The sequence below is a fragment of the Nocardia sp. NPDC055321 genome (assembly GCF_053645575.1).
The window spans coordinates 150,857-177,145 of sequence record NZ_JBSHMS010000007.1; the positions used below are offsets into that span (position 1 = coordinate 150,857).

A 26,289-nucleotide genomic window follows, 5' to 3' on the forward strand; every position below is an offset into this window, starting at 1 on the left:
CCCTAAAATTCTAAATTTTCCTTTTTTTTAAATAATATTCCCAAATTTGGGGTTGTTTTTTTTTGGGGCGGGGGGGCCACTCTTGGGGGGGGTTTTTTTTGGGCAATTCCGCCCCCAAACCCCCCGACCGCTGCTGTCAGATGACGATACCGAGCGCGGCCAGAAGTGTAGAGGCGCTGAGGCCGACGAGATTGACAAGTCCTCCGAGTACTGCTTCGAGCATTGTCTCGTCCTTTCCTGGGGGACCCGCACTGTGCGGACAACTAGCTAATCGGCGGCTGTGCGCGATGCGTTTCACGGAATTTCCAGAAAAAGAAAATAGCTCGCTGACCGGGGAATGTCGGAAAAAAGCGGTGTTCGCCAGGTGCGGAACGTGCTGGCCAGGTGGACAAATCGGACATTCGGCCGGTCGCGGATTGTTTCCCGGTCGCCGGATGTGGCGGGCAATTGCGGTGACGCTTCGGAATTGCCCGCTCAGTCCTGGGATTTAACTCACTCGTGCTTCTGATCGACCTTCGCCATGGACAGCACATCCAGCCGCCGGTCGAGTTCCTCGAGGCTGAGTTTGTCGCCGATGAGGCCGCGATCGATGACCGTCTGGCGAATGGTCTTGTGTTCCTTCACCGCCTGTTTCGCCACGGCCGCCGCTTCTTCGTATCCGATGACCGAATTCAGCGGCGTGACGATGGACGGCGAGGATTCCGCGAGCCGGCGCAGGCGTTCGGTTTCGGCGACCAGGCCGACGACGCACCTGTCCGCGAACAGGCGCGAGACATTGGCCAGCAGTCGAATCGACTCGAGCACATTGCGGGCCATCACCGGAATGTAGACGTTCAATTCGAACGCGCCGTTGCCGCCGCCCCAGGCGATCGCGGCGTCATTGCCGATGACCTGCGCGGCCACCTGCGTAACCGCTTCGGGCAGTACCGGATTCACCTTGCCCGGCATGATCGAGGAACCGGGCTGCAGGTCGGGCAGCTGCAGTTCGGCGAGACCGGTGAGCGGTCCCGACCCCATCCAGCGAATGTCGTTGGCGATCTTGGTCAGGCTGATGGCGACCGTGCGCAGCGCCCCGGACAGCTCGACCAGGCCGTCGCGCGCGGCCTGCGCCTCGAAGTGATCGCGCGCCTCGGACAGGGCGTCGAGTCCGGTGGATCGCTTGAGCTCCACCACGACCCGGCCGCCGAAACCGTCCGGCGCGTTGAGGCCGGTGCCTACCGCCGTGCCGCCGATGGCCAATTCGCCCAGGCGCGGCAGCGTGGTCAGCAGGCGTTCGATGCCCGCGCTCATCTGCCGGGTGTAGCCGCTGAACTCCTGGCCGAGGGTGATCGGCACCGCGTCCATCAGGTGCGTGCGACCGGACTTGACCACCCCGGCCCACTCCACCGACTTGTCCAGCAGCGCGAGCCGCAGATGCTCCAGCGCCGGAACGAGATCCTTGACCACGCCCTCGGTCGCCGCGACATGCGTTGCGGTGGGGAAGGTGTCGTTCGAGGACTGCGACATGTTGACGTCGTCGTTGGGGTGCACGGTGACGCCCTCGCGCGCGGCGATGCTCGCGATCACCTCGTTGGCGTTCATGTTCGAGCTGGTGCCCGAGCCGGTCTGGAAGACGTCGATGGGGAACTGGTCGTCGTGCTTACCGTCGGCGATCTCGGTGGCGGCCGCGATGATCGCGTCGGCCTTGACCTTGTCCAGCAGTCCGAGGTCCCGGTTCACGGTGGCGCAGGCCGCCTTCAGCAGCCCCAGCGCCCGGATCTGCGCCCGCTCCAACCCGCCCCCGCTGATCGGGAAGTTCTCCACCGCCCGTTGGGTTTGCGCACGCCACAGGGCGTGGACGGGGACGCGAACTTCCCCCATGGTGTCGTGCTCGATCCGGAACTGGGTTTCCTCGGTCATGTTTTCGACCATAGGCCCGGACCGGGGCCGAGTGGGTTGCCACGCCTGAGGCAATGAGCACACCCGGCGGCGGAATACGGTCCGCGAACGCGAACGGCGTACCGGGGCAAGCCGGTACGCCGTTCGGGGATGTCAGCTGCGGGCGCGGGGTGGTCCGGGGACCACTCAGGGCATCGGCGGGGCCGCGTGCTCGTCGCCGACGAAGTCGACCGAGGAGTACTCGCGCAGCTTGGTGAGGCGGTGGTAGGCGTCGACCATCCGGACGGTGCCGGACTTGGCGCGCATCACGATCGACTGGGTCGAGGCGCCGCCGCCGAAGTAGCGCACGCCGCGCAGCAGGTCGCCGTCGGTCACGCCGGTCGCGCAGAAGAAGACGTCGTCGCCGGACACCAGGTCCTCGGTCGACAGGATGCGGTCCAGGTCGTGGCCCGCGTCGATGGCCTTCTGGCGCTCCTCGTCGTCCTTCGGGGCCAGCTTGCCCTGCAGGGCGCCGCCCATGCAGCGCATGGCCGCCGCGGCGATGATGCCCTCGGGGGTCCCGCCGACGCCGATGAGCATGTCCACGCCGGAGTCCGGGCGGGCGGTGGCGATGGCGCCGGCCACGTCACCGTCGGAGATCAGGCGAATGCGAGCGCCCGCGTCGCGGACCTCCTGGATGTGCTTGGCGTGGCGCGGGCGGTCGAGCACGCACACCGTCAGGTCGGAGATGAAGGAGCGCTTGGCCTTCGCGACCCGGCGCAGGTTCTCCGCGATCGAGGCGGACAGGTCGATGACATCGGCGCCCTCGGGGCCGACGGCGATCTTGTCCATGTAGAACACGGCCGACGGGTCGAACATGGCGCCGCGCTCGGCGACCGCGAGCACCGAGATCGCGCCCGGCAGACCCTTGGACATCAGGGTGGTGCCGTCGATGGGATCGACCGCGAAGTCCAGGTCGGCGCCCTCGCCGTTGCCGACGTTCTCGCCGTTGTAGAGCATGGGCGCTTCGTCCTTCTCGCCCTCGCCGATCACCACGATGCCCTTCATGGACACCGTCGACACCAGCTGCCGCATGGCGTCGACGGCGGCGCCGTCGCCGCCCTCCTTGTCACCGCGGCCGACCCAGCGACCCGCGGCCAGCGCTCCGGCTTCGGTGACCCGGACCAGCTCGAGTGCGAGGTTGCGGTCGGGGGCCTCGCGGCGGCTCGGTGCGGGTGTGGGTGCCGTCATTACGGTGCCTCCTAGGTTCGCCTAACTACTGGGTGAATTGTCTCATTGCGGTTCGTGGCTCTAAACAAGTACTGACGTTTCACTTCCGGGCCGGTCAGGAACGCATACGGAACTCGTGCACGTCGCGTGGACTGTGAGCCGGGTCGCATCCGCCCGCCATGGATACTGGGCCTGTGCCGAACACGAAGCCACGGATTTTCAACGACTGGAAAGACCTGCTCTGGTCGCTGCTGCCCCTGGTGCTGATCTGCCTGGTCATCGCGGGCATCGCGAGCCAGTGCACGTTCACCACGGGCGGGCCCACGCAGGGCCGGATCCCCACGTTCGACGCGCACACCTCGCTGACCGAGGACGCGCGCAACCTCGGTTTCCCCATCCGCGAACCCGCGCTGCCCGCCGACTGGACACCCAACTCCGGCGGCAACGACCCCATCGCCGGGGCGGCCACCAGCACCGTCGGCTTCATCACCCCGCAGGGCAGCTACATGCGCCTGACCCAGTCCGCGGCGACGGAGGAAGCGCTCGCCAAGGACGTGGTGGGTACCCGCTACGCCACCGGCACCGAGCAGGTGGGCAACCGCAAGTGGGTGGTCTACGCCGAGCCGGGCACCGAGCCCGCGTGGATCGCGGACCTGGGCGACGTGCGAATTCTCGTCAAGGGCGCGGGCAATCGGGGCGCGTACATCACCCTCGCGACCGCGGTCGGAGCGGCACAGCCACTGCCCGCGCACTGATCCGCGTCAGCCCTGGTCGGTGCGGTGGGCGAGCGCGTCCTCGACCCGCTTGCGCGCACCGGCCAGATGCTCCTCGCAGCGGTTGGCCAGCGCCTCGCCGCGCTCCCACAGGTTCAGCGATTCGTCCAGATCCATCCCGCCCTGCTCGAGCATCTTCACCACGTTGACCAGTTCGTCGCGGGCGCGCTCGTAGCCGAAGCCGGCGATCTCGGTGAGGTCGGTGTCGTTCATGAGGCGGTGGAATCCTTTCGGGGACCGAGGGGTTGGGCGGCGAGCGTGGCGGCGGTGAGCGCGCCGTCGGCCACTCGAATCCGGAGCTGGCTCCCGGGCGGCGCGTCGTCGATGGAACGGACCACTTCGCGATCCTTGCCCGTCACCTTCTGCACCACCGCGTAGCCGCGGGCCAGGGTGGCCGCCGGGCCGAGCGCGGAGAGCTTCTCACGCAGGTGCCGAGTGGCGGTGGATTCGGCGGTGAGGGCGTGGTTCACGGCGCGGCGGGCCGCGGTGCGCAGCCGTTCGGCCTCGTCGTACCGCTGGTCGAGCAGGCGCAAGGGCTCGGCCAGCACCGGGCGCGAACGCAATTGGGCGATGCCGCGGGCCTCGCGATCGACCCAGCCGCGCAGCGCCGCGTTGGCGCGGGCCTGCAGGTCGCGCAGCAGCGCGGCCTCGGCGGCGGCGTCGGGGACGATGCGCTTGGCGGCGTCGGTCGGCGTGGCCGCGCGCAGGTCGGCCACGTAGTCACTGATCGGATTGTCGGGTTCGTGGCCGATGGCGCTGACGATCGGGGTTTTCGCGGAAACGATTGCGCGGCACAGTGTCTCATCGGAGAAGGCGAGGAGATCCTCCACGCTGCCACCGCCGCGCGCCAGCACGATCACATCGACTTCCGGATCCGCGTCCAGCGCGGCGAGGGCCTCGAGGATCTGCGGCACCGCGGTCGGGCCCTGCACGGCGGCGTTGCGAATCTCGAAGCGCACCGCGGGCCAGCGCTGGGTCGCGACCGAGACCACGTCCTTCTCGGCGGCGCTGGCGCGCCCGGTGATGAGCCCGATGCGGTTGGGCAGGAAGGGAATCGGGCGTTTGAGCCGCGGGTCGAACAGGCCCTCGGCGGCCAGCAGCCCCTTGAGCCGCTCGATGCGCGCGAGCAGTTCGCCGATGCCGACCGGGCGAATCTCGGTGACGCGCAACGACACCGTGCCGCGACCGGTGAAGAACGAGAGCTTGCCGTAGACCACGACCCGGCTGCCCTCCTGCAGCGGCACGGGTGAATTGCGCAGCAGGTCCGGATCACACGTGACCGACAGCGACATGTCAGCGGCGGTGTCCCGCAGCACGAGGAAGGCGGTGCGGGTGCCGGGCCGCAGATTGATCTGGGTGATCTGTCCCTCGACCCAGACCGCGCCGAGCCGATCGATCCACTGCGCCACCTTGACGGCGATGGTGCGCACCGGCATCGGATTCTCGGCGGTGCTGCTCGGCTGCCGCGCTGGCTGGTCGGTGGTCACCGTAGTGATTCTGGCAGGAGCCACCGACTCCGTGTGCCACACCCGGCAGACGGCGGTCGCGCCGCACCCGGCGGACGGCGGTCCGCCCGCGGCGAGAGACCGGCCCCGGACAAACGAAATGCGCCGACCGTCCGGGGTACCCACCCGGCCAGTCGGCGCCGCGGAAGCTCGGACTACTTGGCCTGCACCGTGGCGATCCGGTTGGTCAGCATCGTGACGAACGGAGCGCGCGCCTGGGTCTGCTGCTCGTACGCGAGCAGCGCGGTCAGGTCCTCGACGGTGAGCTGACGCAGCCGGGCGCGCAGCTGCGCCAGGGAGATGTTCGCGTAGTCGTACCGGGTGGCGACCTCGGGCTCGACGACGGCGGCGGGTGCCTCGGGCTCGGCGGGAGCGACGGGCTCGGCCGCCACGGCCGCGGCCACCTCGGGCTCGGCCACCGCGACGCTGCCGTTACGGCCGTTGGTGGCGGCCTTGGAAACCGTTGCGGGGGCGGACGATTCGACCGGTTCCGGCGCGGGGGCCGGCTGCTCGGCGACCGCCTCGGCGACCGATTCCGCTTCGGCCACAAACGGTTCCGCGCCCGTCTCGGGGGTGGAATCCACGGGGCTGAACAGATCGAAGCTGCTCTTGCGGGCCGTGCCCGCGGCGGCGCTCGGCGTGTGCCCGAACGGCTCGTCCTCGTCGAAGGTCGCCCATTCGGGCTGCTCCTCCGGCTGGATCAGGCGATCGAAAACGGCGTCGCCCTTGAGCGCGAGACTGGTCACGAACTGCTGGAAATGCATGGTGGTCTGCAGCAGCTGACTGATCGCGGTGATCGGGAAGTTGATGGCGTTGGCGGGTAGCCGTCGAGTTTCCTCGAGGGCATAGACGGCGGCCCCGGCGGCGACCCGGGCCAAGAACGGAGGTCGGAACATGCCCCTAGCCTGCCCGAAACGCCCTGTGATGCAAAGGTTGGAAGTCACATAAAGTGATTCTGACGTCAATTTTTCGCTGTTGTTCACACGGGGTGACCTACCTGCGGCGTCCCTGCGTGTCGCGCCGGTGTGAATCCCGAGCTGGAGCACGGCCCCTGCCGGGTGCCAGTATCCTTGGCGGCATGTCCTCGGCTATCCCTTTGAACGTCGGAATCGTGCGGTCCGCGACGGCTGCGCCCGATGCGCCGAAACGCGTACTGCTCGCCGAACCGCGTGGCTACTGCGCCGGTGTGGACCGGGCGGTGGTCACGGTGGAGAAGGCGCTCGAGAAGCACGGCGCGCCGCTCTACGTGCGCAAGGAGATCGTGCACAACCGCCACGTGGTGGAAACCCTGCGGGACCGCGGGGTGATCTTCGTGGACGAGACCGACGAGGTGCCCACCGGCGCGGTCGTCGTGTTCTCCGCGCACGGCGTCTCCCCGGCGGTGCACCAGTCCGCCGCCGAGCGCGATCTGCACACGATCGACGCCACCTGCCCGCTGGTGACCAAGGTCCATCAGGAAGCCAAGCGCTTCGCGCGCGAGGATTTCGACATTCTGCTCATCGGCCACGAAGGCCACGAGGAGGTCGAGGGCACCGCGGGCGAGGCCCCCGATCACGTGCAGCTGGTCGACGGCCCGGACTCGGTGGACCGGGTCACCGTCCGCGACGAGAACAAGGTGATCTGGCTCTCGCAGACCACGCTGTCGGTGGACGAGACCATGGAGACCGTGCACCGGCTGCGCGCGCGCTTCCCGAATCTCCAGGATCCGCCGAGCGACGACATCTGCTACGCCACCTCGAACCGCCAGACCGCGGTCAAGGCCATGGCCCCGGCGTGCGATCTGGTGATCGTGGTCGGTTCGCGCAACTCCTCGAACTCGGTGCGGCTGGTCGAGGTGGCGCTGAACGCGGGCGCCAAGGCCGCGTACCTGGTCGACTACGCCCGCGAGGTCGACACGACCTGGTTCGAGGGCGTGCGGACGGTCGGTGTCACCTCGGGCGCCTCGGTGCCGGAGATCCTGGTCGAGGGCGTGCTGGAACTGCTGGCCGCCAACGGTTACGGCGAGGTGCAGTCGGTGACCACCGCGAACGAGACACTGGTGTTCTCGCTGCCGCGCGAGCTGCGCCCCGCGCGCGGCTAGGGCGCTCCCGCTCCACGAACGACGAATCCCCGTATCCGCCGCCCTGATTCGCGGCGGGTACGGGGATTCTCGTGTGTTCGGGGTGTGCGGCCGGGCGCGTCGCGCTCCGGCCGCGGGCGGTGCTCAGCGCTCGATGCGGCCGGAATCGCGTTCGCGGTAGCGCACATTCGGGCGCGGGTGCGGGGGCACCTCGCCGCCGGCCTGGCTGCGGCGCCGGCCCTGGCCGCCGGTGCGGTCCGGGGCCGCGGCGCGGTCGCCGGTGGGCGGGATGCGATCGCCGGCGGCCGGGCGCGGCTTGCGCTCCCCGGCCGGTTTGCGGTCACCCGCGGGCTTGCGATCGGTACCCGCGGCGGGTCGCTTGCGCTCACCCGGCGCCGGGCGCGCGGCGCCCTGGCCGGGCGCGGGCTGGCGGGCGTCGCCACCCACCCGGGGCGGGCGCTCGGCGACGCGGCCCGCGGGGCGGCGGCGCGTCGTGCCGGCAGCCGACGCGTCGGCCGCCGGGGTTCCGTCGGCGGCGCGGCCGCGACGGCGAGGGGTGTCCTTCGCGTCCTTGGCGTCGGCGGTCCCGCGACCGCGCGACGGGCGCGGTCCGGCGGACGGGCGCGGGGCCCGGGGGGTCGGCCTGCGCAGCGCGCTCAGCGCGGTGCCGTCGAGTTCACGGCGATGCAGCGCCACCCGGATCGCGCCCGTGATGAGCACGAGCACGGTGGCCAGCGCCATCGTCGGAAACCGGTTCACCAGGGGGATGGCCAGATTGAGCAGCATCTCGCCGACCTTGCTCCGGCCGCTGCCGCCGCCGTCGCCGGAGTTGCCGAGCATGAGCTGATAGGCCAGCGGTACCGAGAGGAACAGCAGCAGCGGCGGCAGCACCATCGTGGTGAACAGGCCGCGGTAGCGGACCGCGGCCACGGCCAGCAGACAGCCGAGCACGTACAGCGTGGCGAAGGTGCCGGTGAGCTCCGAACCACCCGAATCGATGAAGAATCCGATGAAGGTGCAGGTCACCGCAATGAGCACCGCCGCCCCCGCCGGCACTCCGGGAACCGTCGGCACGATCGAACGGTGCGACGAGGGGACCTCGGCTCGCTCGCTTTGGGTAACTGCCACGTCAAGCACACTAAGGCATGCGGGGACCGCGCGAGGGAGCCGACATCACGCGTACTCGAGGAACGGCGTGTGAAAAGGAAGCTGTCCGGTTAGTCGTTTTCCGCGAATCCCACCGCCCGTGGCCAGGATTCCACCCGGCCGATATCGGGGACGGGCGCCTCGGCTATTTCCAGGTCGTGCAGTTTGCGGGCCGTCACCATGACCCGCGTCTCCACGGAGGCCACGGTGTGATTGAACGAATCCACCGCCTTACCCAATTGCGCGCCCAGCCGATCGAGGTGGCGGCCGGTGGTGCCGAGCCGCCCGTACAGTTCCCGGCCGAGCTGCTGGATCACGGCCATGTCCGCGGTCATGGCCTCCTGCCGCCAGCCCAGCGCCACCGTGCGCAGCAGGGCCATCAGGGTGGTCGGGGTCGCCAGCACGACGTTGCGGGTGAAGGCGTATTCCAGCAGTCCCGGATCGGCGCCGAGGGCGGCGTCGAGGAACGGATCGCCGGGGACGAAGAGCACCACGAACTCGGGAGAGGGATCGAACGCCGCCCAATACTCCTTGGCGGCCAGCTGTTCCACGTGGCTGCGCAGGTGTTTGGCGTGGCGGGCCAGATGCGCGTCGCGGGCGCGCGGCTCCTCGGTGGCGGCGGCCTCCAGGTACGCGGTGCACGGCACCTTGGCGTCGACCACGATGTGGCGTTCGCCCGCCAGCCGCACCACCAGGTCGGGGCGGACGACGCCCTCGGTGGCGCCCGAGCTGCCCGCGCGGCGCGTGACCTGGGTGTCGAAATCGCAGTGCCGCGTCATGCCCGCCAGCTCCACCACCCGCTCCAGCTGGATCTCGCCCCAGCGCCCGCGCACCTGCGGGGCACGCAGCGCGGCCACCAATTGCCCGGTCTGCGTGGAGAGTTGGTGCGACATGCGCTGCATGCCCGCGACCTGTTCGCGCAGCCCGGAGTAGGCGTTGATGCGGTTGTGCTCGACCTCCTGGATGTGCCGGTTGAGGGTGCCGACCGCCTCGCGCAGCGGCTCGACCAGCGTGCCGATCGCGTGCGATTGCCGCCGCGCCGCGTCCTCGCTGGCCGCCCCGAGCGACTGGCGCAGCAGCCGTTCGTTGTCGTGCATGGCCGATAGCCTGGCCTCGGCCACCGCCGCGCGCTGACCCGCGCGCGCGGCATGCCCGAGCCAGCCGACGGCCAGCCCCGCGATGAACACCAACAGCAGCGCGAACAGCATCGGTGCGGTCATGGGTGCAGATAGTGCCGTACGCCACCGACAATTTCGGGAAAGCGGCAAACCCTCGGCGATGCATGCGCGCAATTCCGACAGGGTGCCGGGGTACGGCCCGATCTGTCGGTCGCATCGCCTACGGTTCTGCGGCATGCGCATCCTGCACACCTCCGACTGGCATATCGGGCGCACCTTCCACGGCGTCGATCTGCTCGCCGATCAGGAAGCCTCGCTCACCGCCATCGCGGAGGTGGTGGCGGCCGAGCGCGTGGACGCGGTGGTGCTGCCGGGGGACGTGTACGACCGGTCGATTCCGAGCGCGGACGCTATCGCGGTGTGCAATCGGGGATTCGAGGCCATTCGCGCGGCGGGCGCGACGATCGTGGCGACCTCCGGCAATCACGATTCGCCGACCCGGCTCGGGGCGCTCGGGAGTTTCGCGGCGGCGGGGGGTCTGCATCTGCGCTGCCGGATCGCGGATGTGGCGCGGCCCGTAATGCTCTCTGATTCGCACGGAGAGGTCGCTTTCTACGGTATTCCGTACTTGGAGCCGGAGATCACCCGCGTGGAACTGGGCGTGCCGCAGGCGCGTTCGCACGCGGAGATCCTGGACGCCGCCGTGCGCCTGATCCGCGCGGATCTCGCCGGGCGCGCCGGGGTGCGGTCGGTGGTGCTGGCGCACGCGTTCGTGGTGGGCGGGGAGGCCACCGGTTCGGAGCGGTCGATCTCGGTCGGCGGGGTGGAGACGGTGCCGCTGGGGGCGTTCGCCGGGCTGGACTACGTGGCGCTGGGGCATCTGCATTCGCCGCAGACGCTCTCGGAGTCGGTGCGGTATTCCGGTTCGCCGCTGCCGTATTCGTTCGGGGAGCGCTCGCATCGCAAGGCGGTGTGGCTGGTGGAGCTCGGGGCGGAGGGGTTGTCGGGGGTGACGCGGCACGAGCTGCCGGTGGTACGCGGGCTCAGTCAGCTGCGCGGCACCCTGGAGGAATTGCTGACCGCGGCCGAGCACGCCGCGGCCGAGGGCGATTACGTGTCGGCCACCCTGGTCGACGAGGCGCGGCCGGTGGACGCGCTGCGCCGGCTGCGCGAGCGGTTCCCGCACGCGGTGCACGTGGAATGGTCGCGGCCCGAGGGGAATTCGGACCTGCGGTATCGCGAACGGGTGCGCGGGCGCCGGGACACCGAGATCGCGCAGAGCTTCCTGACCGATGTGCGCGGTGCGCCGAGCGCGGGGGAGATGACGTGGCTGGAGCGGGCGCTCGGGGCGGCGGTGCGGGAGCAGGATCGGCCGCGGCGGGGGAGCGGCGCGGCGGCGGAATCCGGCGCGCCGGAGGTCGCGGGCGAGCTGCCCGGCCGATCGGCGCCGGGCGGGCTCTTCGAGGTGGAGACCGGCGACGAGAATCGCGGTGACGCAACCGGGTTGACCGCGTGAACGGTGCGGCGGCGCGGGGCTCGGCGTGTCCTGCCCGGGCGGGCGCGCGCGGGGTAGTTGGATTGTTGACGGCTGTAATTCTCGGAGGGAATGACGCGTGCGGCTGCATCGACTGGAATTGACCGCGTTCGGCCCGTTCGCCGACACCGCCGTGGTGGATTTCGACGAGCTGGGGGCCGATGGGCTGTTCCTGCTGCACGGGCAGACCGGGGCGGGGAAGACCACGGTGCTCGACGCGATCGCCTTCGCGCTGTACGGGAGCGTGCCCGGGGCGCGCGGGGAGATCAAGCAGCTGCACTCCGATCACGCCGACAAGCAGGTCGCGCCGCAGGTGCGGCTGGAGGCCACGCTCGGGGGCCGCCGGTTGCGCCTGGTCCGCAAGGCGGGGTATATGCGGCCCAGCAAGCGCGCGAAAACCGGTGTGACGGAAGAGAAGCCGTCGGCCACGCTGGAGTGGCTGGACGGGCGGGGGCAGAATCTGTCCCGCATTCCCGACATCGGGGACGAGGTGCTGCGGCTGCTCGGGATGAGCGCCGATCAGTTCTTCCAGGTCGTGCTGCTGCCGCAGGGCGATTTCGCGCGATTCCTGCGCGCGGAGAACGAGGAACGCGAGAAGTTGCTCGAAAAGCTCTTCGACACCGAGCGTTTCGGCGCCGCCGAGAAATGGCTGACCGACAAGCGCCGGGAGAGCACCGCGGATCTGGATACCCGCAAACAGGCCATCGACCGCCTCATCGCGAGCGTCGGCACCGCGGCGGGGCTGCCGACCACCGCGACCGCAGGACCGCTGGAATCGGTCGGCTGGTCCCAGTCCCTGCTCGGCGCGGCGCGCATCGAACTGACCGCCGCGACCACCGAACTGCGTGCACAGCAGGGACATTCGGCCGCCACCCGGCGGGCCGCCGAGGCGCAGCGCGGTCTGCACGAGCTGCACCGCCGCCGCGCCGAGGCCCTGACCCGTCTCGAGGAACACGCCGCGGGCGCCGACCGGCGCGAGGCCAGCCAGCTCGAACTCGACCGCGCCCGCCGCGCCGAGCCGGTGGCGGCCGCACTCGCCGAGGCCCGCGCGGCCGCCGTGGCGCTGCGCCGCCGCGAGGACGAGGCCACCCGTACCGCCGAGCAGCTCGCCGACCGGCTCCTCGAGCCGGCGAGCGCAGAGCTGCCGGGAACACGCTGGGCCGCACAGGATCTGGCCGCCGGTGAACTGACTGGCAGCGATCTCGCCGTCGAGCTCGAAGGCATGGAGGAGCCGACGACCGACGCGGGCGCGCCGCACGAGTTCGCGGGCGGGGCCGGTGCCGCGTCCGGTCCCGCCGAGGCGGCGGACGAGTCGATGGCCGATGGCTCCGATGCCGGAGCGGCGGCGGGGGATGCGGCCGGTGCCCGGGATGGGCTGGGCGCGCAGCGGGCCGCGGACCCTGGTGTATCCGGTGGTGCGGGCGGAACGGTGGCTACCTCCGGCGCACCTGGGTCGGGGGCGGCCGAGTCCCGTGATGGCTTGGACGCGAACAGGACCGGGGGCTACGGCCCGGACGGGACCGGTGTTCCTGGGGCGCCGGGTCATTCGGCGGGGGTGACGGCCGAGGTGTCGGCGATGCCCGGGCCGTCTATGTCGGCCGCGCAGTCTCGGCGGTCCGGCCTCGAGGCCGCGGTGCAGCGGTGGAGTGGGCAGATGGGGGCGCTGGACGAGGTACGGGCCGACGCGGAGTCGGCGCACCGGCTGAACGCCGAGCTGGCGCGGTTGCGGGAGGAGCAGCGGGTGCTGGGGGAGCGGACCGCGACCGTGGAGCGGAAGCGGGGGGCGTTGCCCGAGCGGCTCGTCCGGGTGCAGGGGGAACTGCGCGAGGCCACGGACGCGGCGGCGGGGCTGCCGGTGCTGGAGGCCGAGCGGGAGCGGTGGAAGAACGCCGCGAGGGCCGCGTTGGAACTGGACCGGCGGCGGGCGGAATTGGACAGTGCGCGCGCGGATTTCGAGGCGCGGCGCGGCGCCCACCTGGACGCGCGGGAGCGCACCCTCGCGCTGCGCGAGCAGCGGCTGGCGGGGATGGCCGCGGAGCTGGCGGCGGATCTGGTGGACGGCGAAGCCTGTTCGGTGTGCGGGTCGGCCGAGCATCCCGCGCCCGCGCGCCCGGCCGCGCACGCGGTGTCGAAGGAGGCCGAGGAGGCCGCGCTGGCCGCCGAACGCGCGGCCGAGGCGGCCCGGGATCGGGTGGGGCAGTCGATCACCGAGCTCGAACGGGCCGTCGAGGTGCTCGTCGAGCGCGGGGGCGACACCGACAAGGCGGAGCTGGCCGCCGCCCTCTCCGCCGCCGAGACCGGCTGGGCCGCGAGCCGTGCGCTCGCCGGCGAGGCGGCCGCGCTGACAACGGAGTTCGAGCGCCTGCGCGCCGAGGAGGTCAGGCTCCAGGACGAACTGCGCGACTGCGAAAGCCGCGCCAGCGCGACGATGGAACGCTTGGTCGCCGCCGATCGGCGGCTGGCCGAACTGACCGAGCGGCTGCGCGCCGCCGCCGGAGCGGACGGAACCGTGGAGCGCCGGCGCGCCCGGTTGGCCGCGCTGGTGGAGGCGGCGACCGCCGTGCGCGAGGTGCGCGGCGCGGTCGCGCTGGCTCGCGAGCAGGTCGAGGCGCTGGCGGTGCGCGTCGAGAAGCTCGCCGGGGCAGCGGGTGTGGTGGACGCGCCGCCGCCGGTGCTCGGCGCGAACGGCATCGACTACGCCGTGCTGCGCGTGTACGGGCAGGCGGTGGACGCGGCCTCGCGTTCGGCCGCGCAGCAGAGCGAGATCGAGGCCGCGCTGGTCGCGGCCGATCGGGCGCGGGCGCACGCCGAGACCGTGCTGGCCGAGCCGGACATCCGCGCGGCGGCCGACCAGCCGCCCGGTGATCTCGCCGGGCTGGAAAGCGCCGTGGCACAGGCGCAGACGCTGCTGGAGCGCGCGGTGGCGGCGCACTCCGAGGCGGCCCGCCGGGTGGAACAGCTCGAGGAGCTGTGCTCGCAGCTGTGGGCGGCGGTGGATCGCATCGCGCCGCTGCAGCGCACCCACGACGAACTCGCCCGCCTGGCCGAGGTGGTGGCCGGGCGCGGGGAGAACAACCGCCGTATGTCGTTGCGCTCCTACGTGCTCGCCGCCCGGCTGGAGGAGGTCGCGGTGGCCGCGTCGTCCCGGCTGCGCCTGATGTGCGGCGGCCGTTACGAGTTCGTGCACTCCGACGCCGCCGGCCGCCACGGCCGCCGCGGTGGCCTGGGCCTGGACATCCGCGACGACTACACCGGCGCCGTCCGTCCCGCCAAGACCCTGTCGGGCGGCGAAACATTCATGGCCTCACTGGCTCTGGCGCTCGGTCTGGCCGACGTGGTGGCCGCCGAGTCCGGCGGCCTGGTCCTGGACACCCTGTTCATCGACGAGGGTTTCGGCAGCCTCGACGCCGACACCCTCGACGCCGTCATGGGCGTCCTGGACGAGCTCCGCTCCGGCGGCCGCGTGGTCGGCGTGGTCAGCCACGTGGACGAGATGCGCCAGCGGATCCCCAGCCGCCTCCACGTGGTCCGCGGCCGCACCGGCTCCCGCCTCGAAACCTCGATCGGCGCATAGCTTCCGGCGATGGATTGCCGGCGCCATGGGAACTGTGTCACCGTCGAGGGGTGACGGTGCGGCGCGACACGGTCCTGAGCTGCATGCTGATCTTCGGGCTGCTGGCCCTGGGGCTCGGCACGCTGGCCTCGATGGAGATCGGGCATCCGGGTGAGATGACGTTCCCGCTCGGCCTGGGAGTGACGCTGGTGGCGGGTTCCTATGTGGGGAGGCCGATTTCGGTGCCTCCGTCGCGACCGGACAGCTGGGTCGAGCGCGGGCTGGTGGTCGCCGCCCGGGTGGCCGTGGTGGCGGTCGGGGCCTACGTCGGAGTGATTCTGCTCCTCCTGCTGAGTGTTTCGGGCAGCTAGGCCTCGTGATCCAAAAGCCAGCGCTTGATGTCCAGGCCCCAGCGGAAACCGCCGAGGGTGCCGTCCGTGCGCAGGACGCGGTGGCAGGGGACGAACAGGGCCGCGGCGTTGCGGGCGCAGGCGCCGGCGGCGGCGCGGACGGCGTCGGGGCGGCCGGAGCGGGCGGCGTACTCGGTGTAGGTGACGGGGTCGCCCGCGGGGATCTTGCGCAGGACCTCCCAGGCGTGGACCAGGAACGGGCCGGACTGCTGGCGGACGGCGATCGGGTCGATCGCGGTGAGATCGCCCGCGTGGTAATCGGTGACGGCCTTGGTCACCTCGCCGAGCGCGTCGCGCTCGCGCAGTTCGGCCGGGCGCAGGGTGGGGTGGATCAGGCCGCGCAGGTTCTCCGCGTCGGCGGTCCAGCCCGCCGCCAGGACCGCACCCTCGCGGTCGACGAGGGCGGTGAACGGGCCCGCCGGGGTGGTCACGGTCGCGAAATCGGCTGTAGCGGTGGTGTTCACGGTGCTGTTCTCGCTTTCCAGGCGCCGGTGGCGCCATCGGGGACGGGTGCGGGGCCGGCGGGATTCGCCAGCGCGTGTTTCCAGAGGTGCATGGTCAGGTAGGAGCGCCACGGCGCCCAGCGCGCGGTATCGGTGAGGTCGATGCCGAGCAGGCTCGCGCCGCGCCGCACGACCAGGTCGGTGGGCAGCAGTACGTCGGGATCGGCGAGCAGGCGCATGGTGACGTAGTCGGCGGTCCACGGGCCGACCCCGTCCAGCGCGAGCAGGTCGCGCCGGAGTTCGGCGGCGGTGCGCCCGGAATGCAGGACGAGGTCGCCGTCGGCGAGGGCGCGGGCCGCGCCCACGATGGCCTCGACCCGCCGGGCGGGCCCGGTCAGCACCTCCGCGCCGTGCTCGGCGATGGCCGCGGCGGTGGGGAACAGGTGCGGCGCGGGCCCGGGGATCGGCTCGCCCAGCGCCCGAACCAGCCGGGCCACATGGGTATTGGCGGCCGCCACCGAGATCTGCTGCCCGATCATGGTGCGCAGCAGCAGTTCCGGCCCGTCCAGGCAGCCGGGCACCCGGATGCCCGGGGCGAGCACCGCGCCCTGCCCGCCCGCGCGGTGGGTGGATTCCAGTCCGGCGGACAGGGCTTCGTCGATGCCGATCGGGTCGGCGTCCAGATCGAGCAGGTGCCGCAGCCGCGCCACGGTCGGGGCGAGATCGCGCATGTCGTGCAGCGCCAGGGAGGCGCGCACGTGCCCGGGCTGGACCGAGAGCCCGACGGTGGCGTGCCCGTGCGGCGTGCGCAACGCCCGCGTGTAGACGCCGTCCTCCCACAGCTCCAGGCCCGGTGCGGCGTGCGCGGACAGGAACCACTCCAGCCACGTGCGGTCCAGGGGCTCGCGGTACGGCAGCCGCAGCGTCAGCGTGCCGTTGGTGGCGGGCAGGGTGTCCCCGTTGCGGCGGCGCGATTCGTCGCGCAGCGTGGTCGGGCTGACCGCGAACACCTCGCGCACGGTGTCGTTGAACTGCCGGATGCTGGCGAAGCCCGCCGCGAAGGCGATGTCCGACATCGACAGCCGGGTGGTCTGGATGAGCAGCCGGGCGGTGTGCGCCCGGTGCGCCCGGGCCAGCGCGAGCGGGCCGGCGCCGAGTTCACTGGTCAGCACCCGGGTGAGCTGGCGCTGGGAGTAGCCGAGGGTGTCCGCGAGGGCGGGCACGCCGCCGCGCTCGATGACACCGTCGGCGATCAGCCGCATGGCGCGCGCGGCCAGGTCGGCGCGGGTGTTCCAGAGCGGGGAGCCGGGCGCGGCGTCGGGCAGGCACCGGCGGCAGGCCCGGTAGCCGCCCTGCTGCGCGGCCGCGGCGGTGGGCATGAAGGTGACGTTGGCCGGTTTGGGAGTTATGGCGGGGCAGGAAGGGCGGCAATAGATTCCGGTGGTTCGCACCGCCGTGAAGAATTGCCCGTCGAAGCGCGCGTCCCGAGTCGTCACGGCTCGGTAGCAGCGCTCGAAATCCAGATCGTTCGCACTCACACGATCAACGATGGCAGCCCGCGCCGAACTCCGCTAGCGGAAATCGGACGCCACCGTCAGCGGAAAACGGACACACTCAGCAGCAGCGCTGCTGGGGATTGCGGGTGGCCGAGTCGTGCCGTTCCCGCCAGTACTCGCGCTCGCTCGGAATCTCGCAGCCGGGATGGCGCAGCCGCAGATGCTGCACGTACCGCTGGTAGTCGTTGCCGCCGAGCACGGAGTCGAACCACCAGATCAGCGCCCGCACGGCTCGTACGACCGCGCGGCCCGCCGCCCGCAGCAGTGCCGCGGGCGACGGGACACGCGAGGTGTTCATCGGCATATCAGTGCGCGTGCGCCGAACCCGGCGGACGGACCTTGCCCTCGGCGATGAGGGCGTCCCATTCCCGCTGGACCTCCTTCTCCGCCTTGGTCGCCACGAACGAGCTGGGTCCGAAGATCTTGGACGGCACCTCCGGCGACTCGGTGGTCTCGGCGCCGCCCTTGCGCGCGGCGTGCACGCACACCAGCACGCCGACGACCGCGACGATCAGCACCAGCACCGCGAACACGATGGAGAGCGTGCCCTGCACGAACGTGTTGCGGACAATCTTGTCGAGGTCGTCCAGCGCCTTCTGCAGCGCGGCCGCGTCCTTGACCCCGGCGGGCAGCTGCCCGGTGTCCAGGGCCGCCTGGTAGTTCTCGCGCTTGGTGACCGCGTCGCTGTGCGCCCGCCAGTAGCCGATCTTCGGATCGCCGGAGAAGATCTTCTGCCAGGACGCCGTCATGGTGACGACGAGGTCCCAGGCCAGCGGTACGCCCGGAATCCAGGCCCACTTCAGCAGGCCCTTCTTCACCACGATCACCAGCACCACGGTCAGCGCGACGGCCGCGAGCAACTGGTTGGAGATGCCGAACAGCGGATAGAGCGTGTAGATGCCGCCGAGCGGATCGGTCACGCCCATGAGCAGCACCGAACCCCACGCCGCGACCACGATCGCCGAGCAGATGAACACGCCCGGCCACCACGACGGATCCTTGAACTTCTTGGCCGCGCCGCCGAGATTGCCCAGCGCGTCCGAGACCATGAAGCGCGCGACACGGGTGCCCGCGTCGATGGTGGTGAGGATGAACAGCGCCTCGAACATGATCGCGAAGTGGTACCAGAAGGCCTTCCAGCTCGCGCCGCCCAGGAACTGGTGCAGCACTTCGGACATGCCGACCGCGAGGGTCGGCGCGCCACCGGTGAGCGAGACGATCTTCTTCTCGCCGATGTCGGCCGCGGCCTGATCCAGCTCCGCGGCGGTGATGGGCGGCCCGTCGAGCCCGAGGCCGTTGACGTAGGTCGCGGCCTTCTCCGCCGAGTTGCCGGTCAGCGCGCCGCTGGCGTTCATGGCGAAGTACAGGTGCTGATCGATGATGCTCGCGGTGATGATGGCCATGACCGCGACGAACGATTCCATGAGCATGCCGCCGTAGCCGATCATCCGGGCCTGCGACTGCTTCTCGAGCAGTTTCGGCGTGGTGCCCGAGGACACCAGCGCGTGGAATCCGGACAGCGCGCCGCACGCGATCGTGATGAACAGGAACGGGAACAGGCTGCCCGCGAAGGCGGGACCGTTGCTGTTGCCGGCGAACTGGGAGATGGCCGGGGCCTGCAGCGTCGGCATGGTGACCAGCACGCCGACCGCGAGCAGGCCGATGGTGCCGATCTTCATGAAGGTCGAGAGGTAGTCGCGCGGGGCGAGCAGCATCCACACCGGCAGCACCGAGGCGATGAAGCCGTAGGCGATGAGCAGCCACGCGATGGTGGTGCCGGTGAGGGTGAACACCTCACGGCCCCAACCGGATCCGGCCACCCAGTTGCCCGAGACGATGGCCAGCATGAGCAGGGCGAAGCCGATGATCGACACCTCGCCGACCTTGCCCGGGCGCACGTAGCGCAGGTAGAAGCCCATGAGCAGCGCGATGGGGATGGTCATGGCGATGGAGAACACGCCCCACGGGCTGCCGCCCTCGAGGACGCCGGTCTCCTTGTTCGTGGTGGCGGCCAGCGCGTTGGTGACCACGATGCCGAGCACCGCGAGCAGGATCATCATGATGACGAGCACGGCCACGATGGCCGCGACGCCGCCGACCCGGCCCAGTTCCTCGCGGGCCATCTGCCCGAGGCTGCGGCCCCGGCGCTTGGTGGAGGCCCACAGCACCAGGTAGTCCTGCACCGCACCGGCGAACACGACGCCGACGATGATCCAGATGGTGCCCGGCAGATAGCCCATCTGCGCGGCCAGCACCGGGCCGACGAGCGGGCCCGCGCCGGCGATGGCGGCGAAGTGGTGCCCGAAGAGCACCCGCCGGTCCATCGGCATGTAGTCGCGGCCGTTCTCCATCTCCTCGGCGGGAGTGGCCATGTCATCGCGCGGCTTGGTGATCTTCCAGGCGATGAGGCGCGAATAGAACTGGTAGGCCAGCACATAGGTGCAGACCGCGGCGATGACGATCCAGACCGCGTTCACGTTCTCGCCGCGGACCACGGCCAGAATGGTCCACGCGACGGCCCCGAGCAGGGCGATGACGAGGAACACGCCCTTCTTCGCACGCGTCATGGGTGTGCGGTCCACGACGCCGACCGGGGGTAGGTCGGGGTCCGTCCGTAGATATTCGATGGTCGCCATGGGCCAACTCTCCCTGCGGTACAGCGGAATCCAGTGGATCTCGGTGAAATGGTGACAACGTAGCGGAACCGACATGCCGGGAAGTCGGCTTTCTCGCGCCGTTCACCCGGTGTCGCGCCGCGGGGTACGGGTGGCCCGGCGGCGGCATGGTGCCGGGAGCGGGGGTGTCGCGGCCCGGCAGGCTGTCCCGCGCTTCCGCGTGTTCTCCGCGTGTCGCCGGTTGCTCACCGTATGCTGCCATGCTGATCTGCGACCTGGGCCACAGGGTCCGGTGGGTTCGCCAGCGACCGCGAGGAGATCCGATGCCCGTTTCGCCGTCCCGTCGGCGCGCGTTGCCGCCCGGGCCGTCGAATCGTCCATGCCCGTACTGTCGGCGCTCGCGGGCGGCGGGCGATCGGATTGCGACGAGTGGCCGGGCGAGTGCGACGAACGGTAGAAACCGGACGACGAGTGGCGACCGGACAGTGTTGTCCGCGTGCGATTGTCGGGGACCGGCGGTGCGGGGTGACCGTTCGGAGCGGGGAGCGCGAAAGCCACGCGCGCGCTTGCGAGCCGATCACGCGCGGGGCGACGCCGGGCGGACCACGGCCGTGTCGGGCTCCGGAGGCGGAACCACCGCACGGCAGTGCGACCGATGACCGCGCCGCCGGCCGGCCTTCCCCGTGCGGTCGCTCCCGATGCGCGCTTGCCGCAGGCGTTCTCGCGACGCTCGATACTCCGCGCGGCCGCCGCGGCCGCGCCACTGGCGGCGCTCGGGGGCTGTGCCGCGGACGACGATGACGCGGTCACCTTCTTCTTTCAGGCGCGGCCCGAGGAGGCGCGGGCGCGGCTGCGGATCATCGAGGAGTTCGAGCGGCGGCGGCCGGACATCCGGATCCGGACGATCATGTCGGGGCCGGATCCGCTGCAGCAGATGCTGACCTACTGCGCGGGCGGCAAATGCCCCGACGTGCTGATGTCGTGGGAACTGCTCTACGCGGGACTGGCCGAGCGGGGCGTGCTGGTCGACCTGCGGGAGTTCCTGGACCGGGACCCGGGGTACGCCGCCGCGCTGCGGGCGGACGGATACGCGCCGCTGCGGGAGACGTTCGCGTGGCGCGGCGGGCAGTACGCGCTGCCGGAGCAGTGGTCGGGGGTGTTCCTCTACTACAACCGGAAGCTGTTCGCCGAGGCGGGAATCGAGCCGCCGGGCCGGTGGGCGGACGCGTGGACATTCGCGGAGTTCCTGGCCGCGGCCACCGCGCTGACCCGGCGCGACGGTGACGGCCGCACCGAGCGCTGGGGTTTCGCCGACGCCTGGGTGCCGTACTTCTCCGCGGCCTGCTTCGGTATGAACAACGGTGCGGAGTGGTTCAGTCCGCCGGTGCGCCCCGAGCGCACCAATCTCGGCGACCCGCGCTTCGCCGAGGGCCTGCAGTTCTACGCCGATCTCGCGGTCCGGCACCGGGTCGCGCCCGGAGTCGGTGACCGGCAATCGGTCTCGGCCCAGGACCTGTTCCGCAGCGGCCGCGCGGCCATGCTGCTGGGCGGGCACTGGCTGTTCTCCGAGTTCACCGGCCGCGACGATCTGGACTTCGACGTGACGGTGCTGCCCGTCGGCCCGCACGGCGGTCCGGGCGCGATCACCGACGTCGGCAGCACCGGCCTGGCGATCGCGGCGGCCAGCCCCCGCCGCGAAAAGGCTTGGGAATTCGTGAAGTTCGCGACCGGTCCCGAGGGTCAGGCGCTGATAGCGGAGTCCGGCCTGTTCGTTCCGGTCCTGCGATCCGCCATGGCCGCAACGGGTTTCGCCGCAGCGCACCCCGGGATCCGCAACCTCGAGGTCTTCACCGGCGGCCCCGCCGCCTCCCGCCAACTCGCCGTCACACCCCTGTGGGGCAAGGTCGAGTCCTTGCTCGAACGCGGCTGCAACCGGGTCCTGCGCGGCGCGGCCACCGCGGATTCGCTCGCGGGCCGCACGGCGGCGGATATCGACGAACTTCTGCGGGCGGCGACATGAGCGAGTCGCACGCTGCCGCGGACCGGGGTGAAGCGCCGGACGCCGACCTCGCCTCGTACGCGGGCGCCGCCCCGGCTCGGAGCGGCGACCGCGAGCGCGCCGCCATTGCGGCGGCGTCCGGGACCTCGGGTCGAGCTGCCGGGCAGGGTGTCTCGGGGAGCGCCGGTGTCGGCGCGAAGCACGCGGATCGGGTCCGCCGTGAGGCACGGGCCGTTCGCACGGATTCCGACGGCCGAGGCGCCGAGAAGCGCACGGGGCCGTCGGGTTCGGGTGCTGCGAGCCCGGGGCTGGCCCGGCGGCGGGCAAGGGCCGGAGCGTTGTTCATCGCGCCCAACCTCGCGGCGGTGGCGGTGTTTCTGCTTTTCCCGCTGGGGTTTTCGCTCTACCTGAGTTTCCACTCCTGGGATCTGTTCAGCGCGCCGCGGTTCGTGGGTGTGGACAACTACCGGAGGCTGTTCTCCGCGGATCCGCTGTTCTATATCGCGCTGCGCAATTCGGCGGTCTTCACCGTCCTGACCCTGGTGCCGACGGTGGCGGTCAGTCTGGTCATCGCCGCGCTGCTGAATCGGAAGCTGGCCGGTATCGGGGTGTTTCGCACGATCGCGTTCCTGCCGCTGGTGGCCTCCACGGTCGCCATGGCCGTGGTGTTCCGGTTCATCTTCGCCAGTAACGACGGGCTCGCGAATCTGGTGCTGGGGTGGGTGGGGGTCGGGCCGGTGCCCTGGCTGACCGAGCCGGGGTGGGCGCTGGTGACCCTGAGTCTGGTCACGGTGTGGAAGAGCGTGCCGTTCGCGACGGTGATCCTGCTGGCCGCCATGCAGGGGGTGCCCGAGAACCTGTACGAGGCAGCGCGAATCGACGGTGCGGGAGCGCTGCGCCGTTTTCGGTCCATCACCGTGCCGCTGATTCGCGGCGCGCTCTCGTTCGTCTTCGTCATCACCGTCATCAATTCGGTGCAGGCCTTCGATCAGGCGTACGCCCTGACCGGCAGTAACGGCGGGCCGGAAACGGGCACGTATGTCCTGGGAATCATGCTGTTCCAGAACGCCTTCCGTTTCTACGAGGTCGGCTACGCCTCGGCGCTGGCCTGGGTGGTCTTCGCCATCCTGCTGGCCCTGACCCTGATGCAGCTGCGCTTCTCGCGCCGTGCCGAGGCCGAACTGTGAAGCGGGCGTTGCTGATCTACCTCGCCCTGATCGCGGTGGCGTGGGCGGCGCTGGCCCCCGTCCTGTGGGCGCTGACGACCTCGCTGAAGTCCGACGGCGAGCTGGCCGACCCGGCAGCGCTGCCCGCGCATCCCCGATGGTCCAACTACTCGGACGTTTTCGATGTCATCCCGCTCGGCCGCATGCTGGCGAACACCGCCGTCTACGCCGCCTGCGTCACCGCGGGTCAGGTGTTCTTCTGCTCGCTGGCCGGGTACGCGTTCGCCCGCCTGCGCTTCCCGGGCCGCGACGCGGTGTTCCTGGCCTACCTCGGGACACTCATGGTTCCGCTGACCGTCACCGTCATTCCGCAGTTCCTGCTCATGCGCGCGTTCGGCTGGATGGACACGCCCTGGGCGATGATCGTGCCCGGCCTGTTCGGCAGCGCCTTCGGGACCTATCTCATGCGCCAGTTCTTCCTGACGCTCCCCGTGGAATTGGAGGAGGCCGCCACCCTCGACGGCTGCACCCCCTGGCAGATCTACTGGCGCGTCCTGCTCCCGCACGCCCGCCCCGCCGTCATGGTCCTGGCCGTGCTGACCTGGATCACCGTGTGGAACGACTTCCTCTGGCCCCTGATCATGATCCAGCGCAACGACTACGCGACCGCCACCCTCGGCCTGGTCCGGCTGCAGGGCCAGTACTCCACCGACTGGCCCCTGCTGATGGCGGCGGCGATGGTGATCCTGTTGCCCCTGCTGCTGCTCTACGCCGTGACCCAGCGCGCCTTCGTGCGCGGCATCGCCATGTCCGGCCTCGGCGGTCGCTGAGGCCGTGTGAATTCACTGGTGCGCACGGGGGCACTGCCCCATGATTGGCAGGCCGATTCGTCGTCAGGGCCCGGCACGGCGTCCGGGCCGGTGGGGAGAGCCAATGTCCGAGCCGATCAAGCCCGCGATTCTGCTGGATGTGGACGGCCCGCTGAATCCGTTCGCCGACTGCGACCGCCCCCGCGCCGCGACCTACCGGGCGCACCTGTTGCGGCCCAAGATATTTCCCGGCCGTCCCGCCGAGAATCGCACGGTGTGGCTGGATCCCGGGCACGGCGCGCTGCTGCTCGACCTCGCCGCCGCGACCGGCGCGGACCTGGTGTGGGCGACCCTGTGGGAGGACGAGGCCAACAGGCTGCTGGCGGCCCCGCTCGGCCTGCCCGAACTCGAGGTGATTCGCTTCGCGGGCACCGCCTTCCAGCACTCGGACGGCCACCACGCCAAGATTCGCGGCATAGATTCCTGGGCGGGCCGGCGTCCGCTGGTCTGGTTCGATGACCAGTTCCAGCCGCGTGACGCGGGCTGGGCCGGTGACCGTTCCGCTCGTACCGCCCCGACCCACCTCATCCCGATCGATCCGACGATCGGCCTCACGAGCGCCGATGTCGATGCGGCACGGGACTTCCTGCTGACCGTCCGCCGCATGGCCGCCCTCGCACGCCTCGGTGACATGGCCGACCGCGGTGACTTCGACGAGTTCCTGGGCGACGGCGCGAATCACCGCGGCTGAAGGCTCGCCGCTACTTCTCCGGAGGAGTCGATTCGCTGTAGCGCCGGGCCAGGGTGCGCAGGTGCGCCACCAGTTCGGGCGGCCCGTCCACCCGGAAGTCCATCATCAGCATGCTCAGGTAGATCGCGATGGTCTCCAGTGCGTCCGCTCCCGTCAGCAGGCGGCAGGTGTGCTCGGTCAGCGGCTCGACGATGCCCACCGCCGGATTGATGCGGGCGATCACCGTCGCGGCGGGCTGCAGCACGGTGACCTCGGCGTGCACCTTCCAGCCCGAGAGCGAGACCTCGCGCAGCACGAAGCCGACCAGGTCCTGCTGGGGCAGCGGGCGCGGGGCGAAGGGCCGGTCGCCGGGCACGAGTTCCCCGATGGACGCCACCGGCAGCGCTCGCCAGGTGTGGGTGTGCAGGTTGTAGGCCACCAGGAACCAGCGGCGCGTGGCGCTGATCAGGCGGTAGGGCTCGTACTCGACGCCGTCCGCGCGCAGGGTGCGAGCGGCGCGGATGGCGGTGGCGACGGTGGCCAGGGTTTCGGCGGGGACCGGCGCCTCGGGTTCGCGGGAGCCGATGACCGCCGGACCGACGTCGGTGGCGGTGCGTAGCGCGGTCACCTTGCGCTGCAGGCGTTTCGGGAGGATGCGTTCCATCTTCGCCAGGGCGCGCGCGAGGGTGGCGTCGATGTCGGCGACGCCGGTGCTGCCCTTGGCGGTCAGGCCCATCGCGACGGCGATGGCCACCGCCTCCTCGTCGTCGAGCAGCAGGGGCGGCATGGTCGCGCCCTGGCCCAGGCGATATCCACCCACCGCGCCCCGTTCGGCGTGCACCGGATAGCCGAGTTCGCGCAGCCTGGCGATGTCCTGGCGCAGCGTGCGATCGGTGACGGCCAGGCGTTCGGCCAGCTCACGACCGGTATGCGTGCCGTTCTGCAGCAGGGAGAGCAGACGCAGCAACCGGGTTGTGGTGGAGGTCACATTGTTCTCTTTCGGTCAGCGGATCTATTAGGAAGAAAACAAGCCTAATTGCCTCATACCTTTATCTCAACGGATCGAAACGACCGAAACGAACTGAGAGGCAAGACAATGAACGCCACCGAGAACACCGCGAACAACACCCCCGCCGCCGCCCTCGCCCCCGTCTGGCGCGAGGTGCTCGCCACCTCCTACCGGGCGCTGACCGACGCGGTCGCCGGCGTCGCCGACGACCAGTGGCAGCTGGCCACCCCCTGCTCGGAATGGACTGTGACGCAGGTGGTTCAGCACGCCGCCGGGGATCAGCTGGCCTACGCCTCCGCGCTGGGCATCGGCGCCGGCCCGGCCTACGACCCCTTCTCCCCGTCCGGCGCGATCGAGGGCACCCCGGCCAAGCTGATCGCGGCCGCCGTGGAGGAGACCGCCACCGCGTGGGCGACCGTCTCCGACGACACCGAGGCCGTGCCCACCCCGCTGCCCTTCGGTGATCTGCCGACCCCCGTGGCCGGTGTCCTGTGCGCCATGGACGCGGCGGTGCACGCCTGGGACATCGCCATCGCCACCGGTCAGCCGTCCCCGCTCACCGACGAGATCGCCGGGCACCTGCTCACCGCGGCCCGCGGGCTGATCGAGCCGCTGCGCCAGTACGGCGTGTTCGCGGACATCGTCGAGCCGGGCACGCCGAGCGCCACCCCGGTGGTGGACGAGCTGCTGGAGTACCTCGGCCGCGACCCGCGCGCCTGAACTACTGGCAGAATGCGCCTACCCGACGGTAACTTGGTGGGCGGGCCAGCGAGTGGT

General features: G+C 70.9%; 22 protein-coding genes. 10 read left to right on the forward strand and 12 right to left on the reverse strand.

The features are described 5' to 3' along the window. Positions 1-492: 492 nt before the first annotated feature. Positions 493-1,899, reverse strand: a complete 1,407-nt coding sequence (locus ACWIGI_RS13705; RefSeq protein WP_454202709.1) for a class II fumarate hydratase — start codon at positions 1,897-1,899, stop codon at positions 493-495. 165 nt (positions 1,900-2,064) lie between these two features. Then, a complete protein-coding gene (glpX, locus tag ACWIGI_RS13710) occupies positions 2,065-3,108 on the reverse strand; it encodes a class II fructose-bisphosphatase (RefSeq protein WP_354989148.1) in 1,044 nt (347 codons plus the stop codon). A 173-nt stretch (positions 3,109-3,281) separates the two neighbouring features. On the opposite strand from glpX, the gene ACWIGI_RS13715 reads away from it, so the two are divergent. Continuing rightward, on the forward strand, positions 3,282-3,842 hold the full coding sequence (locus ACWIGI_RS13715) for a DUF4245 domain-containing protein (RefSeq protein ID WP_454202710.1): 561 nt from the start codon (positions 3,282-3,284) through the stop codon (positions 3,840-3,842). Between the two features lie 6 nt (positions 3,843-3,848). Here the strand turns inward: ACWIGI_RS13715 and ACWIGI_RS13720 are convergent, their stop codons facing one another. From ACWIGI_RS13720 to ACWIGI_RS13730, 3 genes are all read right to left on the reverse strand, one after another. Then, complete coding sequence (locus ACWIGI_RS13720) at positions 3,849-4,073, reverse strand: exodeoxyribonuclease VII small subunit (protein ID WP_354989150.1); 225 nt, start codon at positions 4,071-4,073, stop codon at positions 3,849-3,851. Beyond that, positions 4,070-5,347 carry an exodeoxyribonuclease VII large subunit gene (xseA, locus tag ACWIGI_RS13725; protein WP_454202711.1) on the reverse strand — a complete coding sequence of 426 codons (1,278 nt, stop codon included), beginning with the start codon at positions 5,345-5,347 and terminating at the stop codon, positions 4,070-4,072. Before xseA ends, ACWIGI_RS13720 begins: the two co-directional genes overlap by 4 nt. A 173-nt stretch (positions 5,348-5,520) precedes the next feature. Next, on the reverse strand, positions 5,521-6,261 hold the full coding sequence (locus ACWIGI_RS13730; RefSeq protein WP_454202712.1) for a lipid droplet-associated protein: 741 nt from the start codon (positions 6,259-6,261) through the stop codon (positions 5,521-5,523). Between the two features lie 182 nt (positions 6,262-6,443). Between ACWIGI_RS13730 and ACWIGI_RS13735 the strand changes: the two genes are divergently transcribed. Then, positions 6,444-7,445 carry a 4-hydroxy-3-methylbut-2-enyl diphosphate reductase gene (locus tag ACWIGI_RS13735; protein WP_454202713.1) on the forward strand — a complete coding sequence of 334 codons (1,002 nt, stop codon included), beginning with the start codon at positions 6,444-6,446 and terminating at the stop codon, positions 7,443-7,445. A gap of 123 nt (positions 7,446-7,568) precedes the next feature. On the opposite strand, the gene ACWIGI_RS13740 is transcribed toward ACWIGI_RS13735, so the two are convergent. Next, a complete protein-coding gene (locus ACWIGI_RS13740; protein ID WP_454202714.1) occupies positions 7,569-8,552 on the reverse strand; it encodes a DUF6542 domain-containing protein in 984 nt (327 codons plus the stop codon). Between the two features lie 89 nt (positions 8,553-8,641). Next, positions 8,642-9,790 carry a DNA recombination protein RmuC gene (locus ACWIGI_RS13745; protein WP_454202715.1) on the reverse strand — a complete coding sequence of 383 codons (1,149 nt, stop codon included), beginning with the start codon at positions 9,788-9,790 and terminating at the stop codon, positions 8,642-8,644. Between the two features lie 133 nt (positions 9,791-9,923). On the opposite strand from ACWIGI_RS13745, the gene ACWIGI_RS13750 reads away from it, so the two are divergent. The 3 genes from ACWIGI_RS13750 to ACWIGI_RS13760 all read left to right on the forward strand — a co-directional run bounded on the left by ACWIGI_RS13750 (position 9,924) and on the right by ACWIGI_RS13760 (position 15,146). Continuing rightward, positions 9,924-11,204, forward strand: coding sequence for an exonuclease SbcCD subunit D (locus ACWIGI_RS13750; RefSeq protein ID WP_454202716.1), 1,281 nt, complete (start codon positions 9,924-9,926; stop codon positions 11,202-11,204). Between the two features lie 97 nt (positions 11,205-11,301). Further along, on the forward strand, positions 11,302-14,796 hold the full coding sequence (locus ACWIGI_RS13755) for an AAA family ATPase (RefSeq protein ID WP_454202717.1): 3,495 nt from the start codon (positions 11,302-11,304) through the stop codon (positions 14,794-14,796). Between the two features lie 50 nt (positions 14,797-14,846). Continuing rightward, positions 14,847-15,146, forward strand: a complete 300-nt coding sequence (locus ACWIGI_RS13760) for a hypothetical protein (protein WP_454202718.1) — start codon at positions 14,847-14,849, stop codon at positions 15,144-15,146. Here the strand turns inward: ACWIGI_RS13760 and ACWIGI_RS13765 are convergent. The 4 genes from ACWIGI_RS13765 to ACWIGI_RS13780 all read right to left on the reverse strand — a co-directional run bounded on the left by ACWIGI_RS13765 (position 15,143) and on the right by ACWIGI_RS13780 (position 19,820). Beyond that, positions 15,143-15,649: a methylated-DNA--[protein]-cysteine S-methyltransferase gene (locus ACWIGI_RS13765; protein ID WP_454202719.1), complete on the reverse strand. Its 507-nt coding sequence runs from the start codon at positions 15,647-15,649 to the stop codon at positions 15,143-15,145. The two genes, ACWIGI_RS13760 and ACWIGI_RS13765, sit on opposite strands and share 4 nt — an antisense overlap. Then, positions 15,646-17,166 carry an AlkA N-terminal domain-containing protein gene (locus ACWIGI_RS13770; RefSeq protein ID WP_454202720.1) on the reverse strand — a complete coding sequence of 507 codons (1,521 nt, stop codon included), beginning with the start codon at positions 17,164-17,166 and terminating at the stop codon, positions 15,646-15,648. Before ACWIGI_RS13770 ends, ACWIGI_RS13765 begins: the two co-directional genes overlap by 4 nt. Before the next feature lie 76 nt (positions 17,167-17,242). Continuing rightward, positions 17,243-17,413: a YbdD/YjiX family protein gene (locus ACWIGI_RS13775; RefSeq protein WP_454202855.1), complete on the reverse strand. Its 171-nt coding sequence runs from the start codon at positions 17,411-17,413 to the stop codon at positions 17,243-17,245. A gap of 76 nt (positions 17,414-17,489) precedes the next feature. After that, a complete protein-coding gene (locus tag ACWIGI_RS13780; protein ID WP_454202721.1) occupies positions 17,490-19,820 on the reverse strand; it encodes a carbon starvation CstA family protein in 2,331 nt (776 codons plus the stop codon). A gap of 634 nt (positions 19,821-20,454) precedes the next feature. Between ACWIGI_RS13780 and ACWIGI_RS13785 the strand changes: the two genes are divergently transcribed. From ACWIGI_RS13785 to ACWIGI_RS13800, 4 genes are all read left to right on the forward strand, one after another. Beyond that, positions 20,455-21,819 (forward strand): ABC transporter substrate-binding protein, encoded by a 1,365-nt coding sequence (locus ACWIGI_RS13785; protein WP_454202722.1) that lies wholly within the window; start codon positions 20,455-20,457, stop codon positions 21,817-21,819. Between the two features lie 287 nt (positions 21,820-22,106). Further along, the gene (locus tag ACWIGI_RS13790; protein ID WP_454202856.1) at positions 22,107-22,985 is read left to right on the forward strand and encodes a carbohydrate ABC transporter permease; all 879 of its coding nucleotides are present in this window, start codon (positions 22,107-22,109) and stop codon (positions 22,983-22,985) included. After that, positions 22,982-23,794: a carbohydrate ABC transporter permease gene (locus tag ACWIGI_RS13795; RefSeq protein ID WP_454202723.1), complete on the forward strand. Its 813-nt coding sequence runs from the start codon at positions 22,982-22,984 to the stop codon at positions 23,792-23,794. Before ACWIGI_RS13790 ends, ACWIGI_RS13795 begins: the two co-directional genes overlap by 4 nt. 103 nt (positions 23,795-23,897) lie before the next feature. Beyond that, on the forward strand, positions 23,898-24,524 hold the full coding sequence (locus ACWIGI_RS13800; protein WP_454202724.1) for an HAD domain-containing protein: 627 nt from the start codon (positions 23,898-23,900) through the stop codon (positions 24,522-24,524). Between the two features lie 10 nt (positions 24,525-24,534). Here ACWIGI_RS13800 and ACWIGI_RS13805 read toward each other — a convergent pair whose 3' ends face one another. Continuing rightward, entirely contained in the window at positions 24,535-25,491 is a 957-nt protein-coding gene (locus tag ACWIGI_RS13805) for a helix-turn-helix transcriptional regulator (RefSeq protein WP_454202725.1), read from the reverse strand. A gap of 108 nt (positions 25,492-25,599) precedes the next feature. Between ACWIGI_RS13805 and ACWIGI_RS13810 the strand changes: the two genes are divergently transcribed. Continuing rightward, positions 25,600-26,232: a TIGR03086 family metal-binding protein gene (locus ACWIGI_RS13810; RefSeq protein ID WP_454202726.1), complete on the forward strand. Its 633-nt coding sequence runs from the start codon at positions 25,600-25,602 to the stop codon at positions 26,230-26,232. Positions 26,233-26,289 lie beyond the last annotated feature (57 nt).

What these genes read in the sequence shown, in the direction of transcription:
- ACWIGI_RS13800 (WP_454202724.1), top strand. Translation starts at nt 23,898, where the DNA reads ATGTCCGAGCCGATCAAGCCCGCGATTCTGCTGGATGTGGACGGCCCG.
- ACWIGI_RS13730 (WP_454202712.1), bottom strand. Translation starts at nt 6,261, where the DNA reads ATGTTCCGACCTCCGTTCTTGGCCCGGGTCGCCGCCGGGGCCGCCGTC.
- ACWIGI_RS13810 (WP_454202726.1), top strand. Translation starts at nt 25,600, where the DNA reads ATGAACGCCACCGAGAACACCGCGAACAACACCCCCGCCGCCGCCCTC.
- ACWIGI_RS13705 (WP_454202709.1), bottom strand. Translation starts at nt 1,899, where the DNA reads ATGACCGAGGAAACCCAGTTCCGGATCGAGCACGACACCATGGGGGAA.
- ACWIGI_RS13735 (WP_454202713.1), top strand. Translation starts at nt 6,444, where the DNA reads ATGTCCTCGGCTATCCCTTTGAACGTCGGAATCGTGCGGTCCGCGACG.
- ACWIGI_RS13745 (WP_454202715.1), bottom strand. Translation starts at nt 9,790, where the DNA reads ATGACCGCACCGATGCTGTTCGCGCTGCTGTTGGTGTTCATCGCGGGG.
- glpX (WP_354989148.1), bottom strand. Translation starts at nt 3,108, where the DNA reads ATGACGGCACCCACACCCGCACCGAGCCGCCGCGAGGCCCCCGACCGC.
- ACWIGI_RS13780 (WP_454202721.1), bottom strand. Translation starts at nt 19,820, where the DNA reads ATGGCGACCATCGAATATCTACGGACGGACCCCGACCTACCCCCGGTC.
- ACWIGI_RS13785 (WP_454202722.1), top strand. Translation starts at nt 20,455, where the DNA reads ATGACCGCGCCGCCGGCCGGCCTTCCCCGTGCGGTCGCTCCCGATGCG.
- ACWIGI_RS13720 (WP_354989150.1), bottom strand. Translation starts at nt 4,073, where the DNA reads ATGAACGACACCGACCTCACCGAGATCGCCGGCTTCGGCTACGAGCGC.
- ACWIGI_RS13750 (WP_454202716.1), top strand. Translation starts at nt 9,924, where the DNA reads ATGCGCATCCTGCACACCTCCGACTGGCATATCGGGCGCACCTTCCAC.